General features: G+C 51.9%; 27 protein-coding genes. 25 read left to right on the top strand and 2 right to left on the bottom strand.

Annotated elements, in window-relative coordinates:
• From WC317_06425 to WC317_06460, 8 genes are all read left to right on the top strand, one after another.
• Positions 1 to 740: tetratricopeptide repeat protein (locus tag WC317_06425; GenBank protein MFA5339760.1), on the top strand; the 740-nt coding region annotated here is incomplete at its 5' end.
• 171 nt (positions 741 to 911) lie between these two features.
• Complete coding sequence (locus WC317_06430; protein MFA5339761.1) at positions 912 to 1496, top strand: hypothetical protein; 585 nt, start codon at positions 912 to 914, stop codon at positions 1494 to 1496.
• Between the two features lie 35 nt (positions 1497 to 1531).
• On the top strand, positions 1532 to 2104 hold the full coding sequence (locus WC317_06435) for a hypothetical protein (GenBank protein ID MFA5339762.1): 573 nt from the start codon (positions 1532 to 1534) through the stop codon (positions 2102 to 2104).
• Positions 2105 to 2113: 9 nt separating this feature from the next.
• The gene (locus WC317_06440) at positions 2114 to 2377 is read left to right on the top strand and encodes a GIY-YIG nuclease family protein (GenBank protein MFA5339763.1); all 264 of its coding nucleotides are present in this window, start codon (positions 2114 to 2116) and stop codon (positions 2375 to 2377) included.
• Complete coding sequence (locus tag WC317_06445) at positions 2374 to 2736, top strand: hypothetical protein (GenBank protein ID MFA5339764.1); 363 nt, start codon at positions 2374 to 2376, stop codon at positions 2734 to 2736. The genes WC317_06440 and WC317_06445 overlap by 4 nt, the downstream gene beginning before the upstream one ends.
• Before the next feature lie 125 nt (positions 2737 to 2861).
• Positions 2862 to 2981, top strand: coding sequence for a CxxC-x17-CxxC domain-containing protein (locus tag WC317_06450; protein ID MFA5339765.1), 120 nt, complete (start codon positions 2862 to 2864; stop codon positions 2979 to 2981).
• A gap of 76 nt (positions 2982 to 3057) precedes the next feature.
• Complete coding sequence (locus tag WC317_06455; GenBank protein MFA5339766.1) at positions 3058 to 3648, top strand: flavodoxin family protein; 591 nt, start codon at positions 3058 to 3060, stop codon at positions 3646 to 3648.
• A gap of 127 nt (positions 3649 to 3775) precedes the next feature.
• Positions 3776 to 4258, top strand: coding sequence for a peptidylprolyl isomerase (locus tag WC317_06460; protein MFA5339767.1), 483 nt, complete (start codon positions 3776 to 3778; stop codon positions 4256 to 4258).
• 4 nt (positions 4259 to 4262) lie between these two features.
• On the opposite strand, the gene WC317_06465 is transcribed toward WC317_06460, so the two are convergent.
• The gene (locus WC317_06465) at positions 4263 to 4901 is read right to left on the bottom strand and encodes a rubrerythrin family protein (protein MFA5339768.1); all 639 of its coding nucleotides are present in this window, start codon (positions 4899 to 4901) and stop codon (positions 4263 to 4265) included.
• Between the two features lie 136 nt (positions 4902 to 5037).
• On the opposite strand from WC317_06465, the gene WC317_06470 reads away from it, so the two are divergent.
• The 10 genes from WC317_06470 to WC317_06515 all read left to right on the top strand — a co-directional run bounded on the left by WC317_06470 (position 5038) and on the right by WC317_06515 (position 15835).
• Positions 5038 to 5952, top strand: a complete 915-nt coding sequence (locus WC317_06470) for a cation diffusion facilitator family transporter (protein ID MFA5339769.1) — start codon at positions 5038 to 5040, stop codon at positions 5950 to 5952.
• 4 nt (positions 5953 to 5956) lie between these two features.
• A complete protein-coding gene (locus WC317_06475) occupies positions 5957 to 6352 on the top strand; it encodes a YbgC/FadM family acyl-CoA thioesterase (GenBank protein ID MFA5339770.1) in 396 nt (131 codons plus the stop codon).
• Complete coding sequence (locus tag WC317_06480) at positions 6353 to 6895, top strand: sigma-70 family RNA polymerase sigma factor (protein ID MFA5339771.1); 543 nt, start codon at positions 6353 to 6355, stop codon at positions 6893 to 6895.
• Positions 6896 to 7714: a hypothetical protein gene (locus WC317_06485; GenBank protein MFA5339772.1), complete on the top strand. Its 819-nt coding sequence runs from the start codon at positions 6896 to 6898 to the stop codon at positions 7712 to 7714.
• Positions 7715 to 7820: 106 nt separating this feature from the next.
• Positions 7821 to 8402 (top strand): hypothetical protein, encoded by a 582-nt coding sequence (locus tag WC317_06490; GenBank protein ID MFA5339773.1) that lies wholly within the window; start codon positions 7821 to 7823, stop codon positions 8400 to 8402.
• Positions 8395 to 10905: a glycoside hydrolase family 3 C-terminal domain-containing protein gene (locus WC317_06495; GenBank protein MFA5339774.1), complete on the top strand. Its 2511-nt coding sequence runs from the start codon at positions 8395 to 8397 to the stop codon at positions 10903 to 10905. Before WC317_06490 ends, WC317_06495 begins: the two co-directional genes overlap by 8 nt.
• A complete protein-coding gene (locus WC317_06500) occupies positions 10905 to 11858 on the top strand; it encodes a metallophosphoesterase (GenBank protein MFA5339775.1) in 954 nt (317 codons plus the stop codon). The genes WC317_06495 and WC317_06500 overlap by 1 nt, the downstream gene beginning before the upstream one ends.
• Before the next feature lie 67 nt (positions 11859 to 11925).
• Positions 11926 to 12504, top strand: coding sequence for a rubrerythrin family protein (locus WC317_06505; protein ID MFA5339776.1), 579 nt, complete (start codon positions 11926 to 11928; stop codon positions 12502 to 12504).
• A 32-nt stretch (positions 12505 to 12536) separates the two neighbouring features.
• The gene (gene mgtA / locus WC317_06510) at positions 12537 to 15089 is read left to right on the top strand and encodes a magnesium-translocating P-type ATPase (protein MFA5339777.1); all 2553 of its coding nucleotides are present in this window, start codon (positions 12537 to 12539) and stop codon (positions 15087 to 15089) included.
• 8 nt (positions 15090 to 15097) lie between these two features.
• On the top strand, positions 15098 to 15835 hold the full coding sequence (locus WC317_06515; GenBank protein ID MFA5339778.1) for a polysaccharide deacetylase family protein: 738 nt from the start codon (positions 15098 to 15100) through the stop codon (positions 15833 to 15835).
• Here the strand turns inward: WC317_06515 and WC317_06520 are convergent.
• On the bottom strand, positions 15832 to 16644 hold the full coding sequence (locus tag WC317_06520; protein ID MFA5339779.1) for a transporter: 813 nt from the start codon (positions 16642 to 16644) through the stop codon (positions 15832 to 15834). The two genes, WC317_06515 and WC317_06520, sit on opposite strands and share 4 nt — an antisense overlap.
• Positions 16645 to 16715: 71 nt before the next feature.
• On the opposite strand from WC317_06520, the gene hemW reads away from it, so the two are divergent.
• The 7 genes from hemW (at position 16716) to ychF (ending at position 22952) form a co-directional block, all read left to right on the top strand.
• Positions 16716 to 17840 (top strand): radical SAM family heme chaperone HemW, encoded by a 1125-nt coding sequence (gene hemW, locus WC317_06525; GenBank protein ID MFA5339780.1) that lies wholly within the window; start codon positions 16716 to 16718, stop codon positions 17838 to 17840.
• 83 nt (positions 17841 to 17923) lie between these two features.
• Positions 17924 to 18547, top strand: a complete 624-nt coding sequence (locus WC317_06530) for a biotin transporter BioY (GenBank protein ID MFA5339781.1) — start codon at positions 17924 to 17926, stop codon at positions 18545 to 18547.
• Between the two features lie 137 nt (positions 18548 to 18684).
• A complete protein-coding gene (locus WC317_06535; protein ID MFA5339782.1) occupies positions 18685 to 18951 on the top strand; it encodes a MerR family transcriptional regulator in 267 nt (88 codons plus the stop codon).
• 244 nt (positions 18952 to 19195) lie between these two features.
• On the top strand, positions 19196 to 20119 hold the full coding sequence (locus tag WC317_06540) for a glycoside hydrolase family 130 protein (protein ID MFA5339783.1): 924 nt from the start codon (positions 19196 to 19198) through the stop codon (positions 20117 to 20119).
• A gap of 179 nt (positions 20120 to 20298) precedes the next feature.
• Positions 20299 to 20499: a cold-shock protein gene (locus WC317_06545; protein MFA5339784.1), complete on the top strand. Its 201-nt coding sequence runs from the start codon at positions 20299 to 20301 to the stop codon at positions 20497 to 20499.
• Between the two features lie 73 nt (positions 20500 to 20572).
• A complete protein-coding gene (locus tag WC317_06550) occupies positions 20573 to 21862 on the top strand; it encodes a radical SAM protein (GenBank protein ID MFA5339785.1) in 1290 nt (429 codons plus the stop codon).
• Positions 21863 to 21878: 16 nt separating this feature from the next.
• The gene (gene ychF / locus WC317_06555; GenBank protein ID MFA5339786.1) at positions 21879 to 22952 is read left to right on the top strand and encodes a redox-regulated ATPase YchF; all 1074 of its coding nucleotides are present in this window, start codon (positions 21879 to 21881) and stop codon (positions 22950 to 22952) included.
• The last annotated feature ends 34 nt before the right edge of the window (positions 22953 to 22986 follow it).

The following is a 22986-nucleotide window of genomic DNA, read 5'->3' on the forward strand; positions in this document are numbered from 1 at the left end:
ATGCCTATCGCGCACAAGGCAATTTTCCCCAAGCCATCGCTGACTATAACAAGGCCATTGAAATAAATCCTAAACTTGCAGGAGCCTATATGAACCGTGGGGTTGCCTACGGCCAGCAAAACAACTTATCCCAAGCCATCTCTGATCTTACCAGGGCCATTGAAATAAATCCTAAACTTGCAGAAGCCTATGGCAATCGCGGGGTTGCCTATGACCATCAAGGCAATTTTCCCCAAGCCATCGCTGACTATAACAAGGCCATTGAAATAAATCCTAAACTTGCAGGAGCCTATATGAACCGTGGGGTTGCCTATGACCATCAAGGCAATTTTCCCCAAGCCATCGCTGACTATAACAAGGCCATTGAAATAAATCCTAAACTTGCAGAAGCCTATATGAACCGTGGGGTTGCCTACGGCCAGCAAAACAACTTATCCCAAGCCATCGCTGACTATAACAAGGCCATTGAAATAAATCCTAAACTTGCAGAAGCCTATATGAACCGTGGGGTTGCCTACGGCCAGCAAAACAACTTATCCCAAGCCATCTCTGATCTTACCAGGGCCATTGAAATAAATCCTAGCTATGCACAAGCCCATTACAACCGCGGGGTTGTCTATAGTGCGACAAAAGACTATGACAAGGCCTGGAATGATGTGCATAAAGCAGGGGAATTGGGATATAAAGCCGACCCCGCTTTTCTTGATAGGCTTAAGAAAGCCTCTGGAAGGGATAAGTAGTCTTATACAAGTTGCAGTGAATCTAATTGTGTATGGATGAGTTTAGATTGGTCTGAGTATAGTCAGTTGCGAAATTCGTCTAACACAGGGAGCCATAATAAAAACCCTCTGCAATTAACCGTTGCGGAGGGTTTTTATTTGGAGTAGAATCAATTCAAAAGGAGGTTCAAAATGGTTAATGAATTGTTGGATATCGCGAAATTCCTCCTGGGGTTCTTGCCCTGGATCCTGTTTTTGATCTTGCCGACCGATAGCTGGGAACATTTGGAGAGAGCAGTTGCGATATGCCTGGCCATATCCGTTATTTTCGGCTGGAAAGAGCTGCGCAAGGGCTTCATTTTGCAGTGGGCTTCTATAATGTTTTTCCTTGTTTGCACAGTATCATTCTACGGCTTCAAGTGGATCTGGCTGGCCCAGCATATGGCCATTATTTCAAACGGTTTCCTGACCGGTGTTATTTGGTTCACGGTGCTGACAGGCAAGCCGTTCACATTGCAATATGCGCGGGAAGAGCTGCCGAAAGATCAATGGGATAATGTAGATATGATCCGCGGCTGCCGGTTCATCGCCATTTTTTGGGGAGCGCTGCTTTTGGTCCCGACAGTTTTCAGCGCTTTCCGGTTATTCTATCCCGCCGCCTTACCGGGTTCTTTCTATTCCTACCTCAGCCCGCTCTGCATCATTATCGGCGTATCTTATACCACTTTATATAAACACAAGAAACGAGAGCAGCGGGGAGCCGAATCGCACAGTTGATCGCAAGCCAGTTTCCCAAACAGAAAGGACCAGCCATGGCAAAGAAGGTATTGTTTTTCGTATTATTAGTAATGTTGTTGATCCCTCAGTTAGCTCGCTCCGAAGGAGCGAAACCCATCCAGTTGGCTATATTCGATCCTATCCAGCTCGTCCCGGAGAATGAGTCCATAGGAGGCCTGAGCCTTAGCCTTATCTACGGAGCCAATCAGGATGTCAGCGGCATAAGCCTCGGCCTCATAAACCGCACCAAAGGGCGCGGCGTAGGCCTGCAATACGGCGCCGTGAATATTACGGAAGGCGATTTCACCGGGTTGCAGTGGGGTTTTGTTAACTGGTCGGAAGGATTCATGCATGGCCTGCAATACGGCGCCTTGAATGTCTCGAAAGGCCAGTCCGCGGGCGTAGAGCTGGGCCTGGTCAATTACAGCAAGGATTCATTCAGCGGTTTCCAGGGCGGCGTCGTCAATTACGCGGGGGAGATGCACGGCCTCCAGTTCGGGTTCGTCAACTATACGAAATCCCTCGACGGCCTCCAGATAGGCCTCGCCAACTACAACGGCAACAAGAAGCCGCTGGAATTCATGGTCCTTGTTAACTGGTCCTTCTAACACGCGGTTATGTGGTATATTTATATATTGAAGTGCAAGGGCGGAACTTTATACACGGGCATGACCAATGATCTGGAACGCCGCTTCAAAGAACACTTGAGCGGGAAAAGCCGTTACACCAGCTACAACCGGCCCGTATGTTTAGTATATAAAGAGGAACATCCGACCAGGTCCGCGGCGGCGAAACGTGAGGCCGAGATCAAGAATTGGGCTCGCGGAAAGAAACTTGCGCTTATTAAAAGCGGGATAATGACCGCAAGGAGGCAGGGATGAAAAAAATAATGGCAGCGGCCGCGATATTGTGCCTTGCGGCGAGTTGTTTCGCGGTAACTCCTTCCCAGCAAAAAATGGAACGTGAAGCTTTGGTAGGAGATGATCAGTCGGCAGGGCTTTCCGGGGAAGAAGCGCCCCTCGTGACATTGGCCGGTGAAATAGTCTCGATCAAGAGGTCGCTCAATAAGATCACGGTCAAGGACCAGAATACGAGCACCGAGAAGGAATTTACCGTAAAGTCCGAAGATATCAAGTCGGTCAAGCTCGGAGATACTGTCGAGGTCAAATATAAGCCCGGCTCAGGCGTCGCCGATAGCATTACGGCCGCGAAACCCTCGCAGCCGTCACCGGCGTACTAATAAAATATGTTGCGTTGGGTTTTAATTTAAGGTAGAATTATATCAAAGGTAGTTGTTAATAAAAAGGAGGTAACATGGGGTATCAAGGTGGTGGTGGTGGTGGGTTCGGCGGCGCGCCGAGAGAGATGCACAAAGCGACTTGCGCGGATTGTAAGAAGGAATGCGAAGTCCCCTTCAAACCGAGAGATGACCGTCCCGTATATTGCAAGGACTGTTTTTCGAAGCGCAAGAACGAAGGACGTTAAAGAGACTCGATAGACAGATCAAAGGTCCCCTGCAATTTAACTTGCAGGGGATTTTTGTTTGCCGTAGAATAACACCATGCCAAAAAAGATATTGGTCCTCAACGGAAGCCCGAAAAGGAACGGTAATACCGCAAAGCTTGTCGAGTGGTTCACTGAGGCCGCGCGCTCGAAGGCCGCCGATGTCGAGGTCATAAACGCCGCTTTCCTCAAGTACAAGTCCAGCGGCTGCACATCCTGCAGGACCTGCCAGAAGATAAAGGAATACAAATGCGCGATAAAGGACGATGCGCAGCCGGTCCTCAGGAAGATGGCGAAGGCGGATGTCATCGTATTCGCCACGCCGTTATATTTCTACGGGCCGAGCGCCCAGCTTAAGGTCATAATCGACCGGATGTTCTCGCTCTATAAATGGGACAATACGACCGATACGTTTACGTCCCCCCTGAAGGGCAAGACCATGGTCCTGCTGCTCAACGCCTATGAAGACGTAGGCCTGGACCTGGTAAAGAAGTCATTTAAGATCATAGCCGACTACAGCGAAATGAAGTTCCTCTCCCTGCTTGTCCCCAATGCCCGCGAATCCGGGGAGATCGTAAAACTAAAGGGCATCCGCAAGAAAGCGGCCGCGTTCGGCAAAAAAATAGCTTTTATTGCTTTAAAAGAGTAAGATAATTTTCCGCAGAGTATGGTAAAATAACCAAAAAGGAGATGGGACAATGAAGAGGATTTTTGTCTTAATTGGCGTTCTATTTTTTGCAATAACCGGCACTAACATCAACGGAGGCCTTTTTGCCATGGATGACCAGGTCGTTGTATTAGAAACTAACCAGGGGAATATCGAGATAAAACTTATACCCGAGGTAGCGCCGAAGGCTTGTGAGAATTTCATCACGCTTGCCGGGAAGGGGTATTATGACGGCCTGATATTCCACAGGGTCATAAAAGGTTTTATGATACAGGGCGGCGACCCGACAGGGACGGGCACGGGCGGGCAATCGTGCTGGGGAAAACCGTTTGCGGACGAAACCGACCCGAAAGTCCAGTTTGATACTCCGGGAGTACTGGCCATGGCGAACGCAGGGCCAAATACCAACGGTAGCCAGTTCTTCATTACTACCGCCAAGACCCCGTGGCTTAACGGGAAACATACGATATTCGGCAAAGTGGTATCTGGCTATGATGTGGTCGAGAAGATAGAGAACTCGGCCGTCGGCAGGAACGACAAGCCTAAGGCCGAGCAAAAGATCGTCAAGGCATATTTAAAGGCCGCAAAATAAATATTTAATTAACGGCCGTAAATTTTTCCTTTGGAGCGCCGCAAATAGAGCAGACCATAGGCGGCTTATTCTCCGTCACATTGCCGCAAACCAGGCATACGAAGAAATCCTTCTTCTGGCCTTTCCATGAATCAAGGTCCTTCAGAGCCTTTTTGAATAGTTGGGCGTGAACTGCCTCGACCCTCACTGCGCCCTTGAACGAAGCGATCGCGGGTTTGACCTTATCCTTCTCCGCCTGGGCCAGGAATTCCGGGTACATCTTGCCGGATTCGTAATTTTCCCCGTTTATGGCCGTTTCAAGGTTTTCTTTCGTGCTTTTTACAGGCGTGGCCAGCATATTCACCTTGGGGACCCCGCCTAATTCCTTTATCGCCCTTTCATGCCCCTCATAATGGACCTGCTCCGAACGCGCGGCTGCCCTGAAAAGACTCGCAACGCCCTTGTAGCCTTCCTTGTCCGCCTGCTGGGCGAATGACATGTAGCGGACCTGGGCGTTCTTTTCGCCGTTATAAGCGGATAAAAGATTAGCTAGTGTTGCTCCGGGCTTCGCGGCGGCCGGTTTTGCGGCGGCGTATGCTTTGCCGGAAAGCAAAGAGAAGACAGCGACGCAGAGCGCCATTACGATAACGCCTCTCCTGAACATAGTACCCTCCTTTGTTGCGGCCATTTTCACATAACCAGCCGGGGATTTCAATAGGGTTATTCTACATTATTCTGACTTTTTTCCGCTTTCTTTTCTTCCTCTTGCGGAGGTCCCGTCTTTAAGGTAAAATGTAACCATGCAAAAAACCGTTGAGATAACCGATAAAGCGAGCGAGCGCAGCCAATTATCCGCGGCGAGCGTATCATTCTGGGGCTCGATAGCGCTATTTGTTATTTCTGCGGCAGCGGGTATCGCCGTGGATTCCATCACGCTTATTTTGGACGCTTCCGCAAGCCTTGTCATTTTGGTCGTAGCCTTCCTCATGAGCTCCACGATAAAGAAGATACACAGCCCGCCCGACGAGATCTTCAATTTCGGTTATGAAAAATACGAGCCGTTCACGGTCGTATTGCAGGGCGCCCTTATAATCACGACCTGCCTGATAAGCGCTAAATTCGCGATCCAGGACATCGTCCATTCGGAAGATATAGAGAATTACCGGATACCTGTTATCGCGGCATGCCTGTCAGTCGCGATAGGGGTGTTCGTAAGCATATTCATCAAAGCCGCCGCGCGCAGGACACACTCATCGATGATGCATACGGCGAGCATGCATTGGTTCATAGATACAGGCATGTCGGTCGGCATACTCGGCGGGTTTTGCGCGGGCTGGGTGCTGAAAGAGAAGGGGTACACCAATATCACGCGTTTCGTCGACCCGGCCATGGCTATTATACTGGCGCTGATCTTCATTATACCTCCCGCGAGAACGATAAAAAGGCATTTTATGGAGCTTTTGGATGCCGTCCCGTCAAAAGATATAAGGGATAAAGTAAGGCAGGTAGTGGATGAATATAAGCCCAGGATGTTCGGTGTCAGCAGGGTCAGGACAAGGAAAGCCGGGGATAAGATCTTCGTAGATATCTGTTTTGTCGTGAAGGAAGATATGACCGTCAGGGAGGCCGAAGCGGTCGCCGCGGATTTCGAGAAGGACCTTAAGACCCATTTGCGCCATCTTGACGTAGTGGTATATTTTAAACCTATGAAATAATCCCATGTCAAAAAGCCGGCTGGAAAAGAAGATATATTACCACGACACGGATTGCGGCGGCGTCGTTTATCACGCCTCGTATTTAAACCATCTCGAAGAAGGCAGGACCGAACTTCTTCGAGAAAAAGGTGTCGATGTCGGAGAACTCGCCCGCGAGGGGACGATCTTTCCGGTCGTCCGCATCGAAATCGAATACAAATACCCCGCAGTATACGGCGACACCATCGAAGTGCTCACCTCGATCGAGAAGGTCGGCCACGCCTCCATAAATTTCGACCAGGAGATAATGAAGGGCGGCACCCTGCTGCTGAAGGCGAAGGTCGTTTGCGCGTGCGTGGATGCGGACCTGAAGGCAAAGCCTATCCCTGAAGCGGAACTTTCCAAACTGAAAATTGTCTAAATGAGTGAAAAGAGCATAAATTTCGACGAACTGGTCCTGGAGCATAAGGACAAGGTGTTTAATTTATGCTATCGCTTCATGGGCGATCACGGCGAGGCCGACGACTGCGCGCAGGAGACTTTCGTCAAGGCATACCGGTCGCTGAAGGATTTCAGGCGCGAGTCGTCAGTATCGACGTGGATCTACAGGATAGCGGTAAACACGTGCAAGAACAGGCTCTCTTCCGCGCAATACCGCAGGAGCAGGTATATGGTGCGGCTCGATGAGCCGAAAGATACCGGGGACGGCGAGCAGCCGGTCGAGATAGGCGGCAAGGCCCTTTCCCCGTCGGCTGAGCTGGACAGGAAAGAAAAGGGGGAGACGATACAGGAGGCGATAAATTCACTTAGCGGCGACCACAGGTCGGTTGTCGTGCTCCGCGATATCGAAGGGCTCTCATACGAGGAGATATCTGAAATTACGGGTTATAACCTCGGCACAGTGAAATCGAAACTGGCGAGGGCGAGGCAGGAATTAAGGGAGAAGCTAAAGGGGCTGGTCTAGATGGAACGCGAAGACAAAAAAGACATGATGCCGGAAGAAGAATACCTGAAGCGGATGAACGCCTTGCCTAAGGTGAAAGCGCCCGAAGATTTTCTTCAGAAGGTGCATGAGCGCATTGAAAGGCGTTCGGCCTTCGAGAAGATAATGCGTGCCTTGTTCGTGCCGGTGAAGATCAAGGTCCCGCTGGAACTCGCGGCGATGGCGGCGGCGGTCATCTTGATCGTCTCTACGGTAGGCATAAAGAAGCCCATGGAACAACTTGCGTATGCGCCGAAGGCAAAAATGGCGACCGGGACAGGGGTCATTATGAAAAGTGAATTGTCTGCCGGCAGCAGGTCGGCAGTAGCCGAAGAGGACAAGAAGATAGACACGGTCTTTATTAACAAAGGATTAAACGATTCCGATAGCAAACCCATTGAGATCGCCCTTCTCGTCAGGACAGAAGAGCCGGTCAAGGCGCGCGAGGCGCAAAAATCCGCAGCGACGGACAGTTTTGACTCGAGGAAATTTAAAGAAGTGTCCGCCCGGGAAGAAAAAGCCGTCCGTCCCGAAGCGGAAGCGGCCATAGGCCGGAAAACGTATTTGGCCGAAGCCCTTTCGAAAGTAAAGAACCGGGTAGAGCTGGCGCAGGGTAAAGTCACAAACGTCGAAGTAAATAAAGATACAGGCATACCCCAATACGTCGATGCCGAGATACCCGCGGCCGGTTACGCGAAATTCGTAGAGAACCTGTCAGGCATCGGCACCCTCCAAGAACCCCTCCTTAAAGAAGCGCCCCAGGGCCGGGATATCGTCCGGGTCCGCATCAAGCTACTATAAGGGATGTTGTCTTTTTGAAGCGTCCCCGAATTTTTACTGGATAATTCCAGGGGCACAATATATACTTAATGTTGTGCCCCTTTTGTATAAATGAGGAGGAAAAATAATGAGGGTTCCTTTTTGTTTTGCGGTCATGCTGGTCCTGTCGCTGGCCGCGCCTTCCTTCGCGGTGGACTTTTCCGCCGATGTAGTCACCACCCAGGCGGGCAAGACTTTCAGCGCCAAGGTTTTCGTCAGCGGAGAAATGAGCAGGATGGAAGCCCCTGAGAGCATATCCATATCGAGAGTAGACAAAAAAGTCGTCTGGATACTGATCCCCGGACAGAAGGTGTATATGGAGCAGGCTTTTGACGCCAAAAAATTGATGGCCGCCCCGGATAAGGTAGAAGGTGAGCTTGAGCGCACCCCTCTCGGGAAGGACACGGTGGACGGCAAGACGGCGGACAAATATAAGGTAACCTACGAAATAGAGGGTATCAAGAACGAGATGTTCCAATGGGTAGAGAGCGGTTCAAACCTCCCGCTTAAGTCTGCCGCTTTGGACGGAAGCTGGAGCGTAGAATACAGGAATATCAAGACCGGACCGCAGCCTGATTCGTTGTTCGAGGTGCCGTCCGATTACAAGAAATTCTCCATGGAGATGCCTGACATGGGCAACATGATGAAAGGAATGGAAAAAAATGAATAGACCCGGGATCTTCCTGCTCGCACTTGTCTTATTTCTTTTGTTTTCGGGCGCGGCTGTTTACGGCGAGGACCAACAGGTGGAAAAGAAGATAGATGAATTGATAAAAAAGATGACGCTTGGCGAGAAGGTGACCCTTATCGCGGGAAACGAGATGGAGACGTATTCCATCGACAGGTTGGGTATCCCGAAATTGAAGTGTTGCGACGGCCCGGTCGGCGTCGCCAGGAGCGGCCCGGTGACGGCATTCCCGTCGTCCATATGCATGGCCGCGACATGGGACCCGGACCTGATCTATAAAGTGTCGACGGCGCTTGCCGAAGAAGTCAAGGGGAAGGACAGGAACATGTCCCTGGCGCCGTGCGTGAATATCCACAGGGTCCCGATGGGCGGAAGGAATTTCGAGAGTTTCGGAGAAGACCCGTATCTCTCGTCACGGCTGGCTGTAGCGTATGTGAAGGGCCTGCAGGACAATAAAGTCCTCGCGACGGTAAAACATTACGCCTGCAACAACCAGGAATGGGAACGCGGCACGATAGATGTGGTCATCGACGAGCGGGCGCTCAGGGAGATATACCTGCCGGCATTTGAGGCGGCGGTGAAAGAAGGCGGTTCGTGGTCCGTAATGGCCTCCTACAATAAAGTGAACGGCTACCATTCGAGCGAGAATGATCATTTACTGAACGAGATACTTAAGAAAGAATGGGGATTCAAAGGGTTTGTCGTCTCGGACTGGGGGGGGACGCACAGCACGGTCAACGCGGCGAATTACGGCCTCGATCTCGAGATGCCTAGAGGGGATAATTTTAACTCGAAATTGGTGAGCGCGGTCAATAACGGCCAGGTAAAGGAAGCCGTGATAGACGACAAGGTAAGGCGGATCCTGAGGGCGATGTTCTGGCTCGGCCTCTTCGACGCCAACCCGGCGCCGAACCGCGGGTCCCTTAATACGGCGCAACACAAAGAGGCGGCCTTCCTGACGTCCAGGGAAGGGATAGTCCTGCTCAAGAATACCGGCGGTGTCCTGCCTATCGACATAACCAAGATAAAATCGATCGCGGTCATAGGCCCCAATGCCGCTGCCAACAGGTTCGGCGGCGGAGGCAGTTCAGAAGTGACGCCTGCCTATAACGTGAGCCCGCTCGACGGACTGAAGAAGAGACTCGGCAATAAAGTCGCAATAAATTACGCGTTGGGATGCAAACTTGAGGGCGAAGTGGTGCCGATCGAGACGTCGGCTGTCCAGACCGTCTTCAACGGGAAAAAAGTAAACGGTTTTCTGGGGGAATATTTCAATAACCAAGGGCTCGAGGGCGCTCCGGCCGTGAAAAGGGTCGATAAGCATATAGACTTCTCGTGGGGCGATGGGCCGCCGGCAGACGGCATACAGCAAGACCATTTCTCCGCCAGGTGGACGGCGAAACTCACGCCGCCGAAGACCGGTGAGTACGAGGTGAACCTGCGGAGCGACGACGGTTCCCGCCTCTTCATAGACGGCAGGGAGATCATAAACAGCTGGAAAGACCACGGAGAAGAGACTAAAAGCACTACGATGAAGTTTGAGGCGGGCAAGGAGTACGACCTGCGCGTCGAATTCTATGAGAACAGCGGAGGAGCGGTTGTTAAGCTGGGATGGGATATTCCACGGGAATTGGCCGCCGAGGCCGCCGAGGTCGCGAAAAAATCCGATATCGCGATCGTATTTATCGGTCTCTCCGGCCGTTTCGAGTCCGAATGTTTCGACAGGAAGGATATAAACCTTCCTGATGGCCAGAACGATCTCGTTAAGAAGGTCGTCGCGGCGAATAAAAATACGGTCGTCGTGTTGAATTCCGGCGCCGCGGTCATTATGAACGAATGGGTAAATGACGTCCCTGCGATCCTCGAGATGTGGTATCCGGGACAGGAGGGCGGCAATGCTATCGCGGATGTGCTGCTCGGATATTACAATCCGTCGGGCAAACTGCCCACGACCTTCCCTGTAAGATGGGAGGATTGTTCGGCATATTCCACTTATCCGGGCAAGAACGGCAAAGTGTATTATTCGGACGGCATCTTCGTAGGCTACCGTTACTTCGACAAACAGGGGACAAAGGTCCTCTTTCCGTTCGGCCACGGCCTTTCTTATACCACCTTTGAATACAGCAACCTTACGATAACGCCCGGCGCGGTGTCGGACGGTAAGATCGATCTCACAGCCTCTTTCGACCTTAAGAACACCGGCCGGAGGGAAGGCGCCGAGGTCGCCCAGTTGTATATAAGGGAGGTCGCTCCCGGCATCGAGAGGCCCGTAAGGGAGCTTAAGGGATTCAAGAGAGTGAATCTGAAGCCCGGCGAAACGCTAAAGGTGACATTCAAGCTCGATAAGAGGTCCTTCGCGTTCTATGATGTCGATAAGAAGGATTGGACCGCCAACCCCGGAGAATTCGAGATCGAGGCGGGCAGCTCGTCCAGGGATATCAAGCTCAAGGGTACCTTTACCCTGCAAAAGGGCAAAATGCTTTGATGCTGGTCAGGGAATTCGTTTCGCTCGGCGTTTTTCTCGCGTTCATTCTCGCCGTATACATAAAAGAGGGCCAGCTGATATCCGGGCTGGTCCTCCATAAAGTACGGCGCAAGGAAGGGCCTTCCGGTTTCCTGTCCAAGCCGGCGATAGCCGTCCATATCCTGGCGGCGGCCGGTATCCTTTGTTTCCTCTACGGCCTTTTAATAGAACCGCATTGGATAGAAGTCAAGAGAGTGGAGATAGAGAGCGGCAAATTATCCCGCGCCAGTCTCCGTATAGTCCAGCTATCAGACCTGCATACCGACCCCAAAGGCACAAACGAGAAAAAAGTTATAGAGGCGGTGAACGCGCTGAAACCCGACATCATCGTCTTCACAGGGGACGCGGTAAATTCCCCGAAGTCGCTGCCCGTCTTTAAAAAGACCCTGAAGAGCCTTAAGGCGAATATAGGAAAATATGCCGTGACAGGAAACTTCGATTACTGGTTCCTGCGCGGGCTCGACCTGTTCGGGGGGACCGGTTTTGTAGCCTTGGACGGCAGGATCGAGAGAATAGACAAAGACGGAGATATTTTTTTCATCTCGGGCCTTAATTTCGAGCACGGCGGGCATTGGTTCCCCGTATTGAAGAATGTGCCGCGGGGATATTACAGCATATTTTTGTACCATAAGTCCGACCTTATCGAGGACCTGAAAGGCGTAAATGTCGATCTGTATCTCACCGGACATACCCACGGCGGACAGGTGGCGCTCCCGTTTTACGGGGCGATAATCACCCTTTCGAAATACGGCAAGAGATATGAAGCAGGGGAATACAAGGTCGGGAATACCGTCCTTTACGTGAACCGCGGCATAGGTACCGAAGGGAAGGCCGGCGTGAGGGTCAGGTTCATGGTGAGGCCGGAGATAACCGTATTCGATATCAAGCCCGCGCGTCCCGCCGCAAAAAAATGAAATTGGCCGTTGAAAAATCCCGCCGTTTGTGGTATAAATAATCATTCTACCGAGGAGGAAATCCAAAATGGGCAAATCAATTAAAGGCACAAAGACCGAGAAGAACCTGCTCGCTTCATTTGCGGGAGAGTCCCAGGCGAGGAACAGGTATACGTATTTCGCCAGCGCCGCGCGGAAAGAAGGCTATGAGCAGATAGCGAACATATTCACCGAGACCGCGGAGAACGAAAAGGAGCACGCCAAGGTATTTTTCAAGTATCTTGAAGGCGGAGATGTCGAGATAACGGCCGCTTATCCGGCCGGCAAGATAAATAACACCAATGCGAACCTTGAAGCCGCGGCCGCCGGCGAGAACCTGGAGTGGACTACGCTGTATTCCGATTTCGGAAGGATAGCCGAGGAGGAAGGATTTCCCGAAGTCGCCAGGTCCTTCGAGCAGATAGCGAAAGTTGAAAGATTCCACGAATCGAGATACAGGAGGCTCATCAACAACATAGCGAACGGCGAAGTATTCAAGAAGAAGGCGCCGGTCAAGTGGCATTGCATAAACTGCGGCTATGTGTTCGAAGGGGCAGAGGCCCCAAAAGAATGCCCGGCCTGCAAACACCCACAGGCATTTTACGAGATCCTCTCCGAGAATTTTTAAGGGGTATTACTCCAGCCTGAAGAGATACCGCCATGACACAGAAAGCGCAATACCCGTCTTTTGATTATATCGGCAGCCCCATCGAGGAGATATTTTCCAAGCTTAAGACCTCCCCGAAGGGCCTCTTCGAGAAAGAAGCGCAGAAGCGGCTCGAGTATTACGGCTTCAACGAACCCGCCAAAAAAAAGAAGAGGACCGTATTAACCGAGATCCTCTCTAAATTCCTGAATCCCCTTGTTATCGTCCTGGTCATCATCGGGTCGTTTTCCCTTTATTTTGGCTCGCAGATTAGCGCGCTGCTCATCTTCATGATGGTAATATTAAGCGTATTCCTTTCGTTCGTACAGGAGCACCGCTCCGAGAAAGCCGCGGAAAAACTGAGCGAGATGGTCCGCACGACCGCGACCGTGTACAGGAACGGCAGGCCAAAAGAAATAAATATCCGCGAGATAGTCCCGGGGGACATCGTCGACTTGTTCGCGGGCGACATGATCCCTGCTGACTTAAGGATCATCTCGTGCAAGGACCTCTTCATCAACCAGGCGTCCTTGACCGGAGAATCTTTCCCGATAGAAAAGGTCGCCGGGCCTGTCCAGGCCAAATCGTCCTCGACCTCGGAATTGCGGAATATAGCTTTTATGGGATCAAGCGTCGTAAGCGGCACCGCGCTCGGCGTGGTCGTGAAGACAGGGATCGCGACGCAATTCGGCGAGATCTCGCGCAAGCTCGCCAGCATGAGGATCGAAACGAGTTTTGACAGGGGGGTCAACAGTTTCGTCTGGCTCATGATCCGCGCGATGCTGTTAATGGTAATAGCCATTTTCGCGATAAACGCGATGCGGGGCCGACATTTTATCGACGCGCTCCTTTTTTCCCTTAGCGTCGCGGTCGGCCTCACGCCTGAGATGCTGCCGATGCTTATCACCATCAACCTCTCAAAAGGCGCCATAGCGATGTCTAAGAAAGAGGTGATAGTCAAACGCCTGAACTCCATCCAGAACTTCGGCGCGATGGATGTCATCTGCACCGACAAGACCGGCACGCTCACCATGGACCAGATCATACTCGAGAAACATTGCGATGTGGTGAGGAAAGAGGACCAGGATGTCCTCAAATATGCCTATATTAACAGCTATTACCAGACGGGCCTGAAGAACCTCCTCGATAAAGCCATACTCAAGCACGAGAAGATAGCGGTCAAGAAATTCAAGAAGGTCGACGAGATGCCTTTCGATTTTTCAAGGAAGATCATGTCCGTCGTCGTCGATATGGACAATAAGCACACGCTTATCTCGAAAGGGGCCCCCGAGGAGATATTCAAGCGCTGCTCGCATTACGAGCTAGACGGGGAGATATTCGAGATGGAGCAATGGCTCCTGGCCGACTTGCGCGAGGAGTACGACAGGCTAAGTACCGATGGTTTCAGGGTCCTGGCCATCGCCTATAAGGATGAGGGGACCAAGAAGGAAGCCTATTCGCGGGACGATGAGCAGGAACTCGTCCTGAAGGGTTACGTCGCTTTCCTCGACCCTCCGAAGGCGGACGCGAAAGAAGCCATCGAGGCGCTTACGAAGCAAGGCATACAGTTCAAGGTCCTGACAGGCGATAACGAGCTCGTCACTCAGAAGATATGCAGCGAGGTAGGGCTTGGGATAACCGGCCTCGTGCTGGGCGAACAACTGGAGAAGATGTCTGACGCCGAACTCCAGGTTGCGGCGGAAACGGCGAATGTCTTTGCCCGCATGTCCCCCCTCCAGAAAGAGAGGGTGATCCGGGCGCTGCATAAGAATAAACATATAGTAGGCTACCTCGGCGACGGCATAAACGACGCGCCCGCCCTGAAGGCGTCGGATGTCGGCATCTCCGTGGATAACGCCGTTGACATTGCGAAGGAATCCGCGGATATAATACTTCTCAAGAAAAATCTTTTAGTCCTCGAGGACGGAGTCGTAGAAGGCAGAAAGACCTTCGGCAACATCGTCAAATATATAAAGATGAGCTCCAGCTCGAATTTCGGGAACATGTTCAGCATGACAGGGGGAAGCATCTTCCTGCCTTTCCTGCCGATGCTCCCAATACAGATACTCCTAAATAATTTCCTCTATGATGTTTCGCAGGTGGCGATACCCACCGATGAGGTCGACAGGGAATATCTCATGAAACCGCGCCCGTGGAACATAAAGGCCGTGAAGAATTTCATGGTGACGATCGGTCCGATAAGCTCGATCTTCGATTTTCTCACGTTCGGCATCATGTTATACGTCTTCAAGGCCTGGAACAACCCGGAATTGTTCCGCACCGGATGGTTCATCGAATCTCTTTGCACCCAGACGCTGGTAATATATGTGATACGCACCGGAAAGATACCTTTTATCGAAAGCCGCCCGAGCAGGCCGCTGGTATTGATGTCGTTGTTCATAGTCGCGGCGGGCATAACGATCGCGCTTTCCCCGCTGGGAAGCCATTTCGGGTTCACCGCGCTTCCGCCTTTATATTTCCTTTTGCTTGCAGGGATGATCCTATCTTATTTGTTGCTGGTGCAGGCCGTGAAAACGCTGTTCGTAAAGAAATTCGGATATGATTAGGAGCGGATATGCAAAAGTTTAAAAGATACCTCGGGATCTCGGCGGTGTTCATCATTATTGCGGCCGCGGCGATAACGCTCTTTTGCGTCTTTTTTGACCAGGCGGTCTTCGTGCGGAAATCCACGGTCTTCCGCGTCAAGACCGATGAGAAGGTCGTGGCCCTGACTTTCGACGACGGCCCTTCGCCGGCATGGACGCCGCTGATCCTCGACGAGCTTAAAAAGGCCGGCATCAAGGCGACCTTTTTTATGACAGGAAAACACGTGGAGCAATATCCCGGGATCGCCAAACGCATCGTGCGCGAAGGCCACGAGATAGAGAACCACGGATACGACCATAAGGTCATGATCTATTATAAAATGGACGAACTTAAGAAAGAGATAGATGAGACGGAGAAGATCATTAAGGACGTCACAGGGCAGACGACAAGGTATTTCAGGCCTCCCAAAGCCTGGCTTAACGATACGGAAAAACAAAAGATCAAGGAGATGGGATACGGGATCGTGCTGTGGTCCTTGAACTCCAAGGACTGGGTGACGTTCCACGATAAGCAGATCACCTCATATATTTCAAGGCATATCAGGCCGGGAGACATCATCCTGTTCCATGACAGCGGAGGGGTATTCAGCACCGAGGGAGGGGACCGCAGGCAGACCGTCAAGACCATCCCGCGGCTGGTAAGGAAACTGCAGGAAAAAGGCTACAAGTTCGTTACCATATCGGAATTATTAAGCGGCAAATTTTAGAATTTGTAGCAGCTTTTCAGCTGGAAAAAGTGGCCTTTTGGCGCGTTTTCGGTGAAGGCGTCGTAAAGATAACTGAAGTCAAAACTCATCCCCGAGAACTTCGTGTAGAATTCCGCCCCGACCGAAAGCGTCTGGCGGGCGCTGTCAGGCACCCTTACCCCATCCACACTCTTGTCCCGGCTTAGCATCCAGTTTACCGATGGCCCGAGCTTTATGTCTTTCGTGACGTTGTAGCCGAGAAGATATTGGAGATGCAGTTCGTCGCCGGGCGCGATGCTCTTGTCGTTCTCCAGCCTGAAAAAATATTTCACGGCGGCGTCCATGCTGAAATCTTTTACTGTCTTGTGGAAAAAGACGACGGGCCTTATGTCGACCTGGTGCGTGCCGTAATTGGTGCTCTTATCCGAAGCGTATTCCCCGGTAGGGATCTTCACGAAGAGCATCGGCAGGATATCGACTTCCTTGACAGGCAGGAACCAGCCGCCGCCTATCGAGGCGTCGCCGAGGCCGAAGGAATCCTTGTCCGTCGACCCGACGTGGACGCCTCCCGCAGGCAGGAGCGCCGTGAACACGAAGTCGGGCGAATAATAGCAAAAGCGCAGCAGCTCCTCGACCTTAAGCAGGTCGTAATCCTTTATGGCCGTCCTGCCCTTGGAGTCGGTCACTTTGTCGGCGGCATAGACGGTGGAGTAGGTGAGGAAGTAAAGCCCCTTGGGCGCCCGCACCCCGTCATAGAAGTTTACCGCGGCCGCGGTATTTGGTATTATGATAATAGAGGAGAAGGCCAGGGCCAGGATCCGAAGACGCATTGTAAACCTCCTTTATGTTTTATGGTTTACAATTATATATGAAAGACGGTATAATGCAAGAGAAAAATAAAATGACACCATCGTTATATATACACATACCGTTCTGCGCGAAAAAGTGCGGTTATTGCGATTTCTATAGTATTAATTACGAAAAAGGGCTGGCGTCCGCTTACGTTAACGTTTTGGGCGGCCATATGGGAGCTATCCGCGGCCCGGTCTCGACGATATTCATAGGCGGCGGAACCCCTACGGCGATGGATACGCCGTTATTGAGGAAGCTTTTGCGCGGCGCAGGAAGATTGGCCGGGAAAGGCGCCGAGCTCACTGTCGAGGCGAATCCGGAGAGCCTTGACGCCGGAAAGCTCGACCTCTTTTTGGACGAAGGGGTCAACAGGTTGAGCATAGGCATCCAGTCCTTCAACGACGCGAAATTGAAGAGGCTGGGCAGGATCCACAGCGCAAAGAAAGCGGTGGATGCGGTCATGCTGTCGAAGAAGAGGGGTTTCAAGAACATCGGCATAGATCTTATATTCGGCGCCCCGGGAGAGACGCCTGAAGATTGTTCCGCCGAATTGGCGCGGGCGGTGAAATTGCCGGTTACCCATATTTCATGTTACGGCCTGACCTACGAGAAGGGGACGCCGCTTTACAAAGCGAGAAAAAAAGGCGAGATTGTCCCGGCCGATGAAGGATCTTCGGCGCGGATGTATTCCGCGGCGATCGAATATCTTCCCGCGCTCGGTTTCCGGCATTACGAGGTATCGAACTTCGCAAAAAAAGGCTTTGAATGCAGGCATAACCTCAATTATTGGCTTAGCGGCGAGTGTATAGGCCTTGGGCCGTCGGCGGTCTCGTATATCGGAGGGGTCAGGAAAAGACACCTGGCCGATGTCCGGGAATATATCAAAAGGGCCGAAGCAGGGGAAAGCACGGTAGCCTCTTCCGAACGGCTTACCCGGGACCGCAAGGCGAAAGAGACCGCGGCGGTGAAGATAAGGACGGCCGAAGGGATAGATTTCGGCTGGTTTAAGGAGAATACCGGGTTCGATTTCGGGGAGCTCGAGGCGGATGCCCTGGACAAGCTCTCCGGGGCCGGCCTAATTAAATATAAGAAGATCGAAGGCAAGGCCGCCGGCATAGCCCTGACGAAAAAAGGGTTCCTCTTTTGCGATACGGTCTCAAGCGAGTTGATTTAATCCCGGGATATGATATAATCGTATCCCGCAAATATATATATTTGCGGGATAATTGTAAACAATAAAATAAACGGAGGTAGACGATGAGCGCGATAACTTTGGGCGAAAGATACGCAAAGACAAGATACGAGATATTCAAGTGGAGGTACCACCTGGCCGAGGCCGAAAAACTGACGCTTGCCTTTTTGATGGTCGGCCTTATGGCGGTCCTCGCGCAGGTGAGGATACCATTGCCGTGGACGCCGGTCCCGATAACGGGCTCGACGTTCGCCGCGCTATTCGCCGGGGTCCTGCTCGGCAATGTCTGGGGCGGGATAAGCATGCTCTTATATATCGCCCTCGGCGCGGCGGGCCTGCCGATATTCACCGGTTTTAAAGGCGGCGCGGCCGTCCTGCTGGGGCCGACAGCCGGATATCTCCTCGGCTATGCGGCGGTCTCGTTTTCTATCGGCTATATTATGGATAATTACGCGAAAGCAAGAAGGTTCCTGCCTTTATTCAACATAATGCTCGTCTCAAGCGCCGTCATCCTCGCGTTCGGCTCGGCATATCTCGCGATATGGCTGGGCGCGGTAAAAGGGCAGGGCGCCTCTTTAAGCGAGGTCCTCTGGATGGGCTTCATTCCGTTCATCCCCGGAGACATATTCAAATCCCTCATCGCAGCGCTCATCGCGGCCTCGATCATGCCAAAAGAAAATTATAAGTAATCAAGTATATCCATAATTAAGAAGGGCGGTCCGAAAAGGGCGGCCCTCTTTTTTTGTTGACAAGATATTGTGATTATGATAAGTTTGATAACAAGCATAAATATTATAGTTATTGTAACTATGATAAGTGGGGGTGTATGAAGAAGGATCTGATATCCGCTAAGGAGATAGCCCGGAAACACAACCTTACCTACCAGACCGTCAACCATTACACCAATTTTGGCTTGATAAACGTCGTCTCGAAGAAGGGGAATGTCCGTCTTTATGCCGAGGAGGATACCGCCAGCCGCCTGGCCAAGATAACCCAGCTTATAAACGCGGGACTTCCTCTGCGCGTTATCCGGAAGGCCCTGGATGAGGAGCTCAGCGTAAAGGTATTGAATAACGATACGGGTGCCGCATGACCCGCTGCAGGATTTTGGAGCGCTTTCGTCTTGTTTCAATCGGGGGAGATGAAGGCGCTCCTACGTTTTTCCCGGGGGGAAGGGAAGGATCCGGCTCCGGTGGTGGAGTTTCACCTCATTACTTCTTCGGCTTTCTGAAACTCCACCTCGGCGCTTATTAGACCGCTCGCCATCATTGACATTTTGGATATTTCCTAGTATACTTGTCAACAATTCGGGTAGGGAGCCATACTAGGGAGAATCGATGGCTAACGAGACAGTTTTCAAGCGTTACAGAGGCAATCCTATCATAACCGCTAAGGCGGTTCCCCGCGCTAATTCCATCCATAATAGCGCTATCGTCCGTTTCGGCGATGAATACAGGGGCATATTCCGGGTCGACGAGATCGACCTGAACTATACCCTTCATCTGGGCAGGAGCAAAGACGGGGTCAAGTGGGATATAGAAGCCGATCCCATAAAGATGAAGAGCGGCGATCCCGAGGTCTTTGTTACCGACCACAGCTACGACCCGCGCGTCACGAAACTCGGTGACACCTATTACGTCACATGGTGCAATGCCGGCGCCCAGGGGCCGTGCATCGGCCTTGCCACGACCAAGGATTTCAAGGCGTTCAAGCAGTGGGAGAACCCTCTTCCCCCGGCCAACCGCAACTGCGTCATCTTCCCGGAGAAGATAGACGGCAAGTTCGCGATGCTCCACAGGCCGAGCGACAGGGGGCACACCCCGTTCGGCGACGTATTTTACGCCGAAAGCCCTGACCTGGTCCACTGGGGCCACCACAGGTTCGTATTCGGGCCCAAAGGCGGCTGGCAGTCGACCAAGGTAGGCCCGGGGCCGCACCCCATAAGGACTAAGGACGGCTGGCTGCTCATATACCACGGCGTCTGGACAAGCTGTAACGGCTATATCTACTCGGCCGGCGGCGCGCTCCTCGACCTTAAAAAGCCGTGGAAGGTGCTTTACAGGACGCGGGATTACCTGATGTATCCGAGCGAGATGTACGAACGCGTAGGCGACGTGCCGAACGTGCTCTTCCCGAGCTCTGCCGTGGTCGAGGGCGACCGCCTCAGGCTCTATTACGGGTGCGCCGATACCTGCATAGGCATGGCAGAGGCGAGCGTTTCCGAGATCGTGAAGTTCATAAAGAAACACAGTTTCAAATAATCGGTTGACAAAAAACGGAAGTTAAGGTATTATTACATAGTCATGGTTTTAGGGTTAAGAAGTGTTTTAAGAGCGAGTGAGGGTCTAGAAAGATTGAGCCGTAAGGCAAGATAGTCTAACCTTACGGCTTTTTTATGTTCTGCCCTTATCTACAATTTTTATCGAAAGGAGGTAATACAGTGGCGACAGGCAAGGTGAAGTGGTTCAGCAACCAGAAGGGTTATGGCTTCATAACCCCTGAGTCGGGTAATGATGTGTTTGTGCATTACAGTGCTATCCAGGGTGACGGTTACAAGACTCTGGAAGAGGGCCAGGCAGTCAATTTCGATATCGAAAAAGGCGACAAAGGCGAACAAGCGAAAAATGTAACAAAGGCGTAAGACCCGAAAACAACGGGCCCGCGTCAAAACGCGGGCCCTTTTTTATTCCGGGCATAGAAAGAACAGGTGTAAAATGAAGATAGTATTTATCGAACCGCGCTCGACAGAAGCGAATGTATACAGCAGGATATCCATGCCCCTTTTGGGACCGATATATCTGGGCACCATACTTAAAGCCCGCGGGCATGAGGTCGAGATATATAACGAGGATATATTCAAGCCGGATTACTCCAAACTGGAAGCGGACCTGGTAGGGATCTCGATCCTGACCTCGACCGCGAAACGCGGCTACGAGATAGCTGCCCAATTTCCCAGGGAAAAAGTGATAATGGGCGGAGTGCACGCCAGCCTTGTCCCGGAAGAGGCCATAAAATATGCCAGGCAGGTGGTCATCGGCGAGGCCGAAGAGGTCATCGTCGATATCGCCGAAGGCAGGATCACAGAGCCGATCGTGAAGGGGAGGCCCGTAAAGGACCTCGACGCCCTCCCGTACCCGGATTTTTCGTTGATAAAGGGCGACAGGTCCCGCTGCCTGGCGACGCCCATTTCTACCTCGAGGGGCTGTCCTTACGACTGCAGTTTCTGCTCGGTCACGAAGATGTTCGGGCGCGAATACCGTTTCAGGAGCGCCAAGAACGTGATGGGAGAATTAAAGGATAACAAGAAGGCGATCTTTTTCTGTGATGACAATTTCGCGGCCAAGCCTTCGCGCACATACGAATTGCTCAGCCTCCTGATCAAGGAAAAAATAAGGGGTTGGTCGTGCCAGGTCCGCTGTGATGTCACCAGGGACGGCAAAATACTTGAACTCATGTCCAAGGCCGGCTGCGGCTCCGTATGCGTCGGTATCGAGTCGGTGAACGAGAAGACCCTTGCTGCCTACGACAAAAAGCAGACGGTGACCCAGATAATAAACGCGATCAAGGCGTTCCATAAAAACAGGATCAAGGTCCACGGGATGTTCGTCATCGGCGGCGATGACGACAATATAGCGACCGTATGGAAGACGCTCAAATTCGCGCTAAAACAGAAGATCGACACCATCCAGATGATGGCTCTGACCCCGTTCCCGGGGACAAAGGTCTACAAAGACCTCGAATCCCAGAAAAGGATATTCACCAAGGACTGGAGCCTCTACGACGGGCAGCATTTCGTATTCAAGCCCAAGCTCATATCCGCGAAAGAGCTGCAATTAAGCGTACTTAAGGCGTACACGGAATTCTACTCGCTTTCCAGGGCGTTCTCCCTGCTGTTAGGGTTGCACATCAGGAACGGCTTGCACTGCCTCATGGGTTATTCCATCGTCAAAGAGTGGAAAAGGAACAACCGCAAGTTTTCGTGGTTGTCTTCCGCTCCCGTTTAAGATATAATCCCTATCTATGAAGATCGGTATTATAGGCCTGCCCCAGACCGGCAAGAAGACCTTATTCGAACTGCTGACAAACCACAAGATCTCGGAGAAGGACCTTGCCTCAGGCAAGAACATCAAGAGCATAGCCGAGATCAAGGACCCCCGCTACGACAAGCTCGTCGCGCTCTATAAGCCCAAAAAACAGGTAAGGGCAAGGATAGATATAGAGCTCCTCCCCAAAATAGAAAAAGACGCCATAACCAAGGGCGACATCTTCAAGGACATCGCAGAGACCGACGCCATATGCCATGTAGTAAGGGCCTTTAAGGACGATTCGGTCTACCACATAAACGGCACGGTCGATCCCAAACGCGATATAGACAGCGTCAATTCCGAACTCATCCTACACGACCTGATATTCGCCGAGAAACGCCTCGAGAAGCTGGACCTGGACCTCAGGAAAGCCAAGGACGAGGCCAAGTCGAAGGAGAGGGAGGTCGTGGCGCGCGTAAAAGCCCATATCGAAAAAGAGCTGCCTCTCAGGCTCCTCGAACTTAAACCCGAAGAGAAGAGGATAATTGCCAGTTATCCTTTCGTGACATTAAAGGAGATGATACTGGCGGTAAATGTCTCGGAAGACGACCTGAAGAACAAGGCGCTCCTGGACGACCTGAAGAAAAAATACGAACATTTAAAAATAGAAGTGATGCTCGTCTCGGCCAAGGTCGAGTCGGAGATTGCCTCCCTTGAGACGGAGAAGGAGCAACAGGAGTTCCTTTCCGCGCTCGGGATAGAGGAGCCGGCGATAAACATGCTCAGCCGCCTTTGCATACAGGCGCTAAATCTCATCTCATTTTTTACGGTAGGCGAAGACGAGGTCCGGCAGTGGCCGGTAAAACGCAATTCCTCCGCGCCCGAGGCGGCCGGTGCGATACACTCCGACCTGCAGAAGGGCTTTATCCGCGCCGAGGTCATTAAATTCGCGGACCTCGAAGGGCTCGGCAGTGAGGAGAAGGTCAAAGAAGCCGGCAAGCTCTACCTCAAGGGCAAAGATTACATAGTTGAGGACGGGGATATTATAAACATAAGATTTAACGTTTAAGCAGGCCCCCGGAATTCCCTCCGTATCAAATAAT

This window comes from Candidatus Omnitrophota bacterium, assembly GCA_041653595.1.
GTDB lineage: Bacteria > Omnitrophota > Gorgyraeia > Pluralincolimonadales > Pluralincolimonadaceae > Pluralincolimonas.

Excerpts from the sequence above, each read along its gene's own strand:
- WC317_06530 (MFA5339781.1), top strand. The coding sequence starts at position 17,924 with ATGAGCGCGATAACTTTGGGCGAAAGATACGCAAAGACAAGATACGAG.
- WC317_06450 (MFA5339765.1), top strand. The coding sequence starts at position 2,862 with ATGCACAAAGCGACTTGCGCGGATTGTAAGAAGGAATGCGAAGTCCCC.
- WC317_06520 (MFA5339779.1), bottom strand. The coding sequence starts at position 16,644 with ATGCGTCTTCGGATCCTGGCCCTGGCCTTCTCCTCTATTATCATAATA.
- WC317_06540 (MFA5339783.1), top strand. The coding sequence starts at position 19,196 with ATGGCTAACGAGACAGTTTTCAAGCGTTACAGAGGCAATCCTATCATA.
- WC317_06465 (MFA5339768.1), bottom strand. The coding sequence starts at position 4,901 with ATGTTCAGGAGAGGCGTTATCGTAATGGCGCTCTGCGTCGCTGTCTTC.
- WC317_06480 (MFA5339771.1), top strand. The coding sequence starts at position 6,353 with ATGAGTGAAAAGAGCATAAATTTCGACGAACTGGTCCTGGAGCATAAG.
- WC317_06435 (MFA5339762.1), top strand. The coding sequence starts at position 1,532 with ATGGCAAAGAAGGTATTGTTTTTCGTATTATTAGTAATGTTGTTGATC.
- WC317_06515 (MFA5339778.1), top strand. The coding sequence starts at position 15,098 with ATGCAAAAGTTTAAAAGATACCTCGGGATCTCGGCGGTGTTCATCATT.
- WC317_06430 (MFA5339761.1), top strand. The coding sequence starts at position 912 with ATGGTTAATGAATTGTTGGATATCGCGAAATTCCTCCTGGGGTTCTTG.
- WC317_06455 (MFA5339766.1), top strand. The coding sequence starts at position 3,058 with ATGCCAAAAAAGATATTGGTCCTCAACGGAAGCCCGAAAAGGAACGGT.
- WC317_06505 (MFA5339776.1), top strand. The coding sequence starts at position 11,926 with ATGGGCAAATCAATTAAAGGCACAAAGACCGAGAAGAACCTGCTCGCT.
- ychF (MFA5339786.1), top strand. The coding sequence starts at position 21,879 with ATGAAGATCGGTATTATAGGCCTGCCCCAGACCGGCAAGAAGACCTTA.
- WC317_06500 (MFA5339775.1), top strand. The coding sequence starts at position 10,905 with ATGCTGGTCAGGGAATTCGTTTCGCTCGGCGTTTTTCTCGCGTTCATT.
- WC317_06495 (MFA5339774.1), top strand. The coding sequence starts at position 8,395 with ATGAATAGACCCGGGATCTTCCTGCTCGCACTTGTCTTATTTCTTTTG.
- WC317_06470 (MFA5339769.1), top strand. The coding sequence starts at position 5,038 with ATGCAAAAAACCGTTGAGATAACCGATAAAGCGAGCGAGCGCAGCCAA.
- WC317_06460 (MFA5339767.1), top strand. The coding sequence starts at position 3,776 with ATGGATGACCAGGTCGTTGTATTAGAAACTAACCAGGGGAATATCGAG.
- WC317_06535 (MFA5339782.1), top strand. The coding sequence starts at position 18,685 with ATGAAGAAGGATCTGATATCCGCTAAGGAGATAGCCCGGAAACACAAC.
- WC317_06550 (MFA5339785.1), top strand. The coding sequence starts at position 20,573 with ATGAAGATAGTATTTATCGAACCGCGCTCGACAGAAGCGAATGTATAC.
- WC317_06445 (MFA5339764.1), top strand. The coding sequence starts at position 2,374 with ATGAAAAAAATAATGGCAGCGGCCGCGATATTGTGCCTTGCGGCGAGT.
- mgtA (MFA5339777.1), top strand. The coding sequence starts at position 12,537 with ATGACACAGAAAGCGCAATACCCGTCTTTTGATTATATCGGCAGCCCC.
- WC317_06485 (MFA5339772.1), top strand. The coding sequence starts at position 6,896 with ATGGAACGCGAAGACAAAAAAGACATGATGCCGGAAGAAGAATACCTG.
- WC317_06475 (MFA5339770.1), top strand. The coding sequence starts at position 5,957 with ATGTCAAAAAGCCGGCTGGAAAAGAAGATATATTACCACGACACGGAT.
- WC317_06490 (MFA5339773.1), top strand. The coding sequence starts at position 7,821 with ATGAGGGTTCCTTTTTGTTTTGCGGTCATGCTGGTCCTGTCGCTGGCC.
- WC317_06440 (MFA5339763.1), top strand. The coding sequence starts at position 2,114 with ATGTGGTATATTTATATATTGAAGTGCAAGGGCGGAACTTTATACACG.
- hemW (MFA5339780.1), top strand. The coding sequence starts at position 16,716 with ATGACACCATCGTTATATATACACATACCGTTCTGCGCGAAAAAGTGC.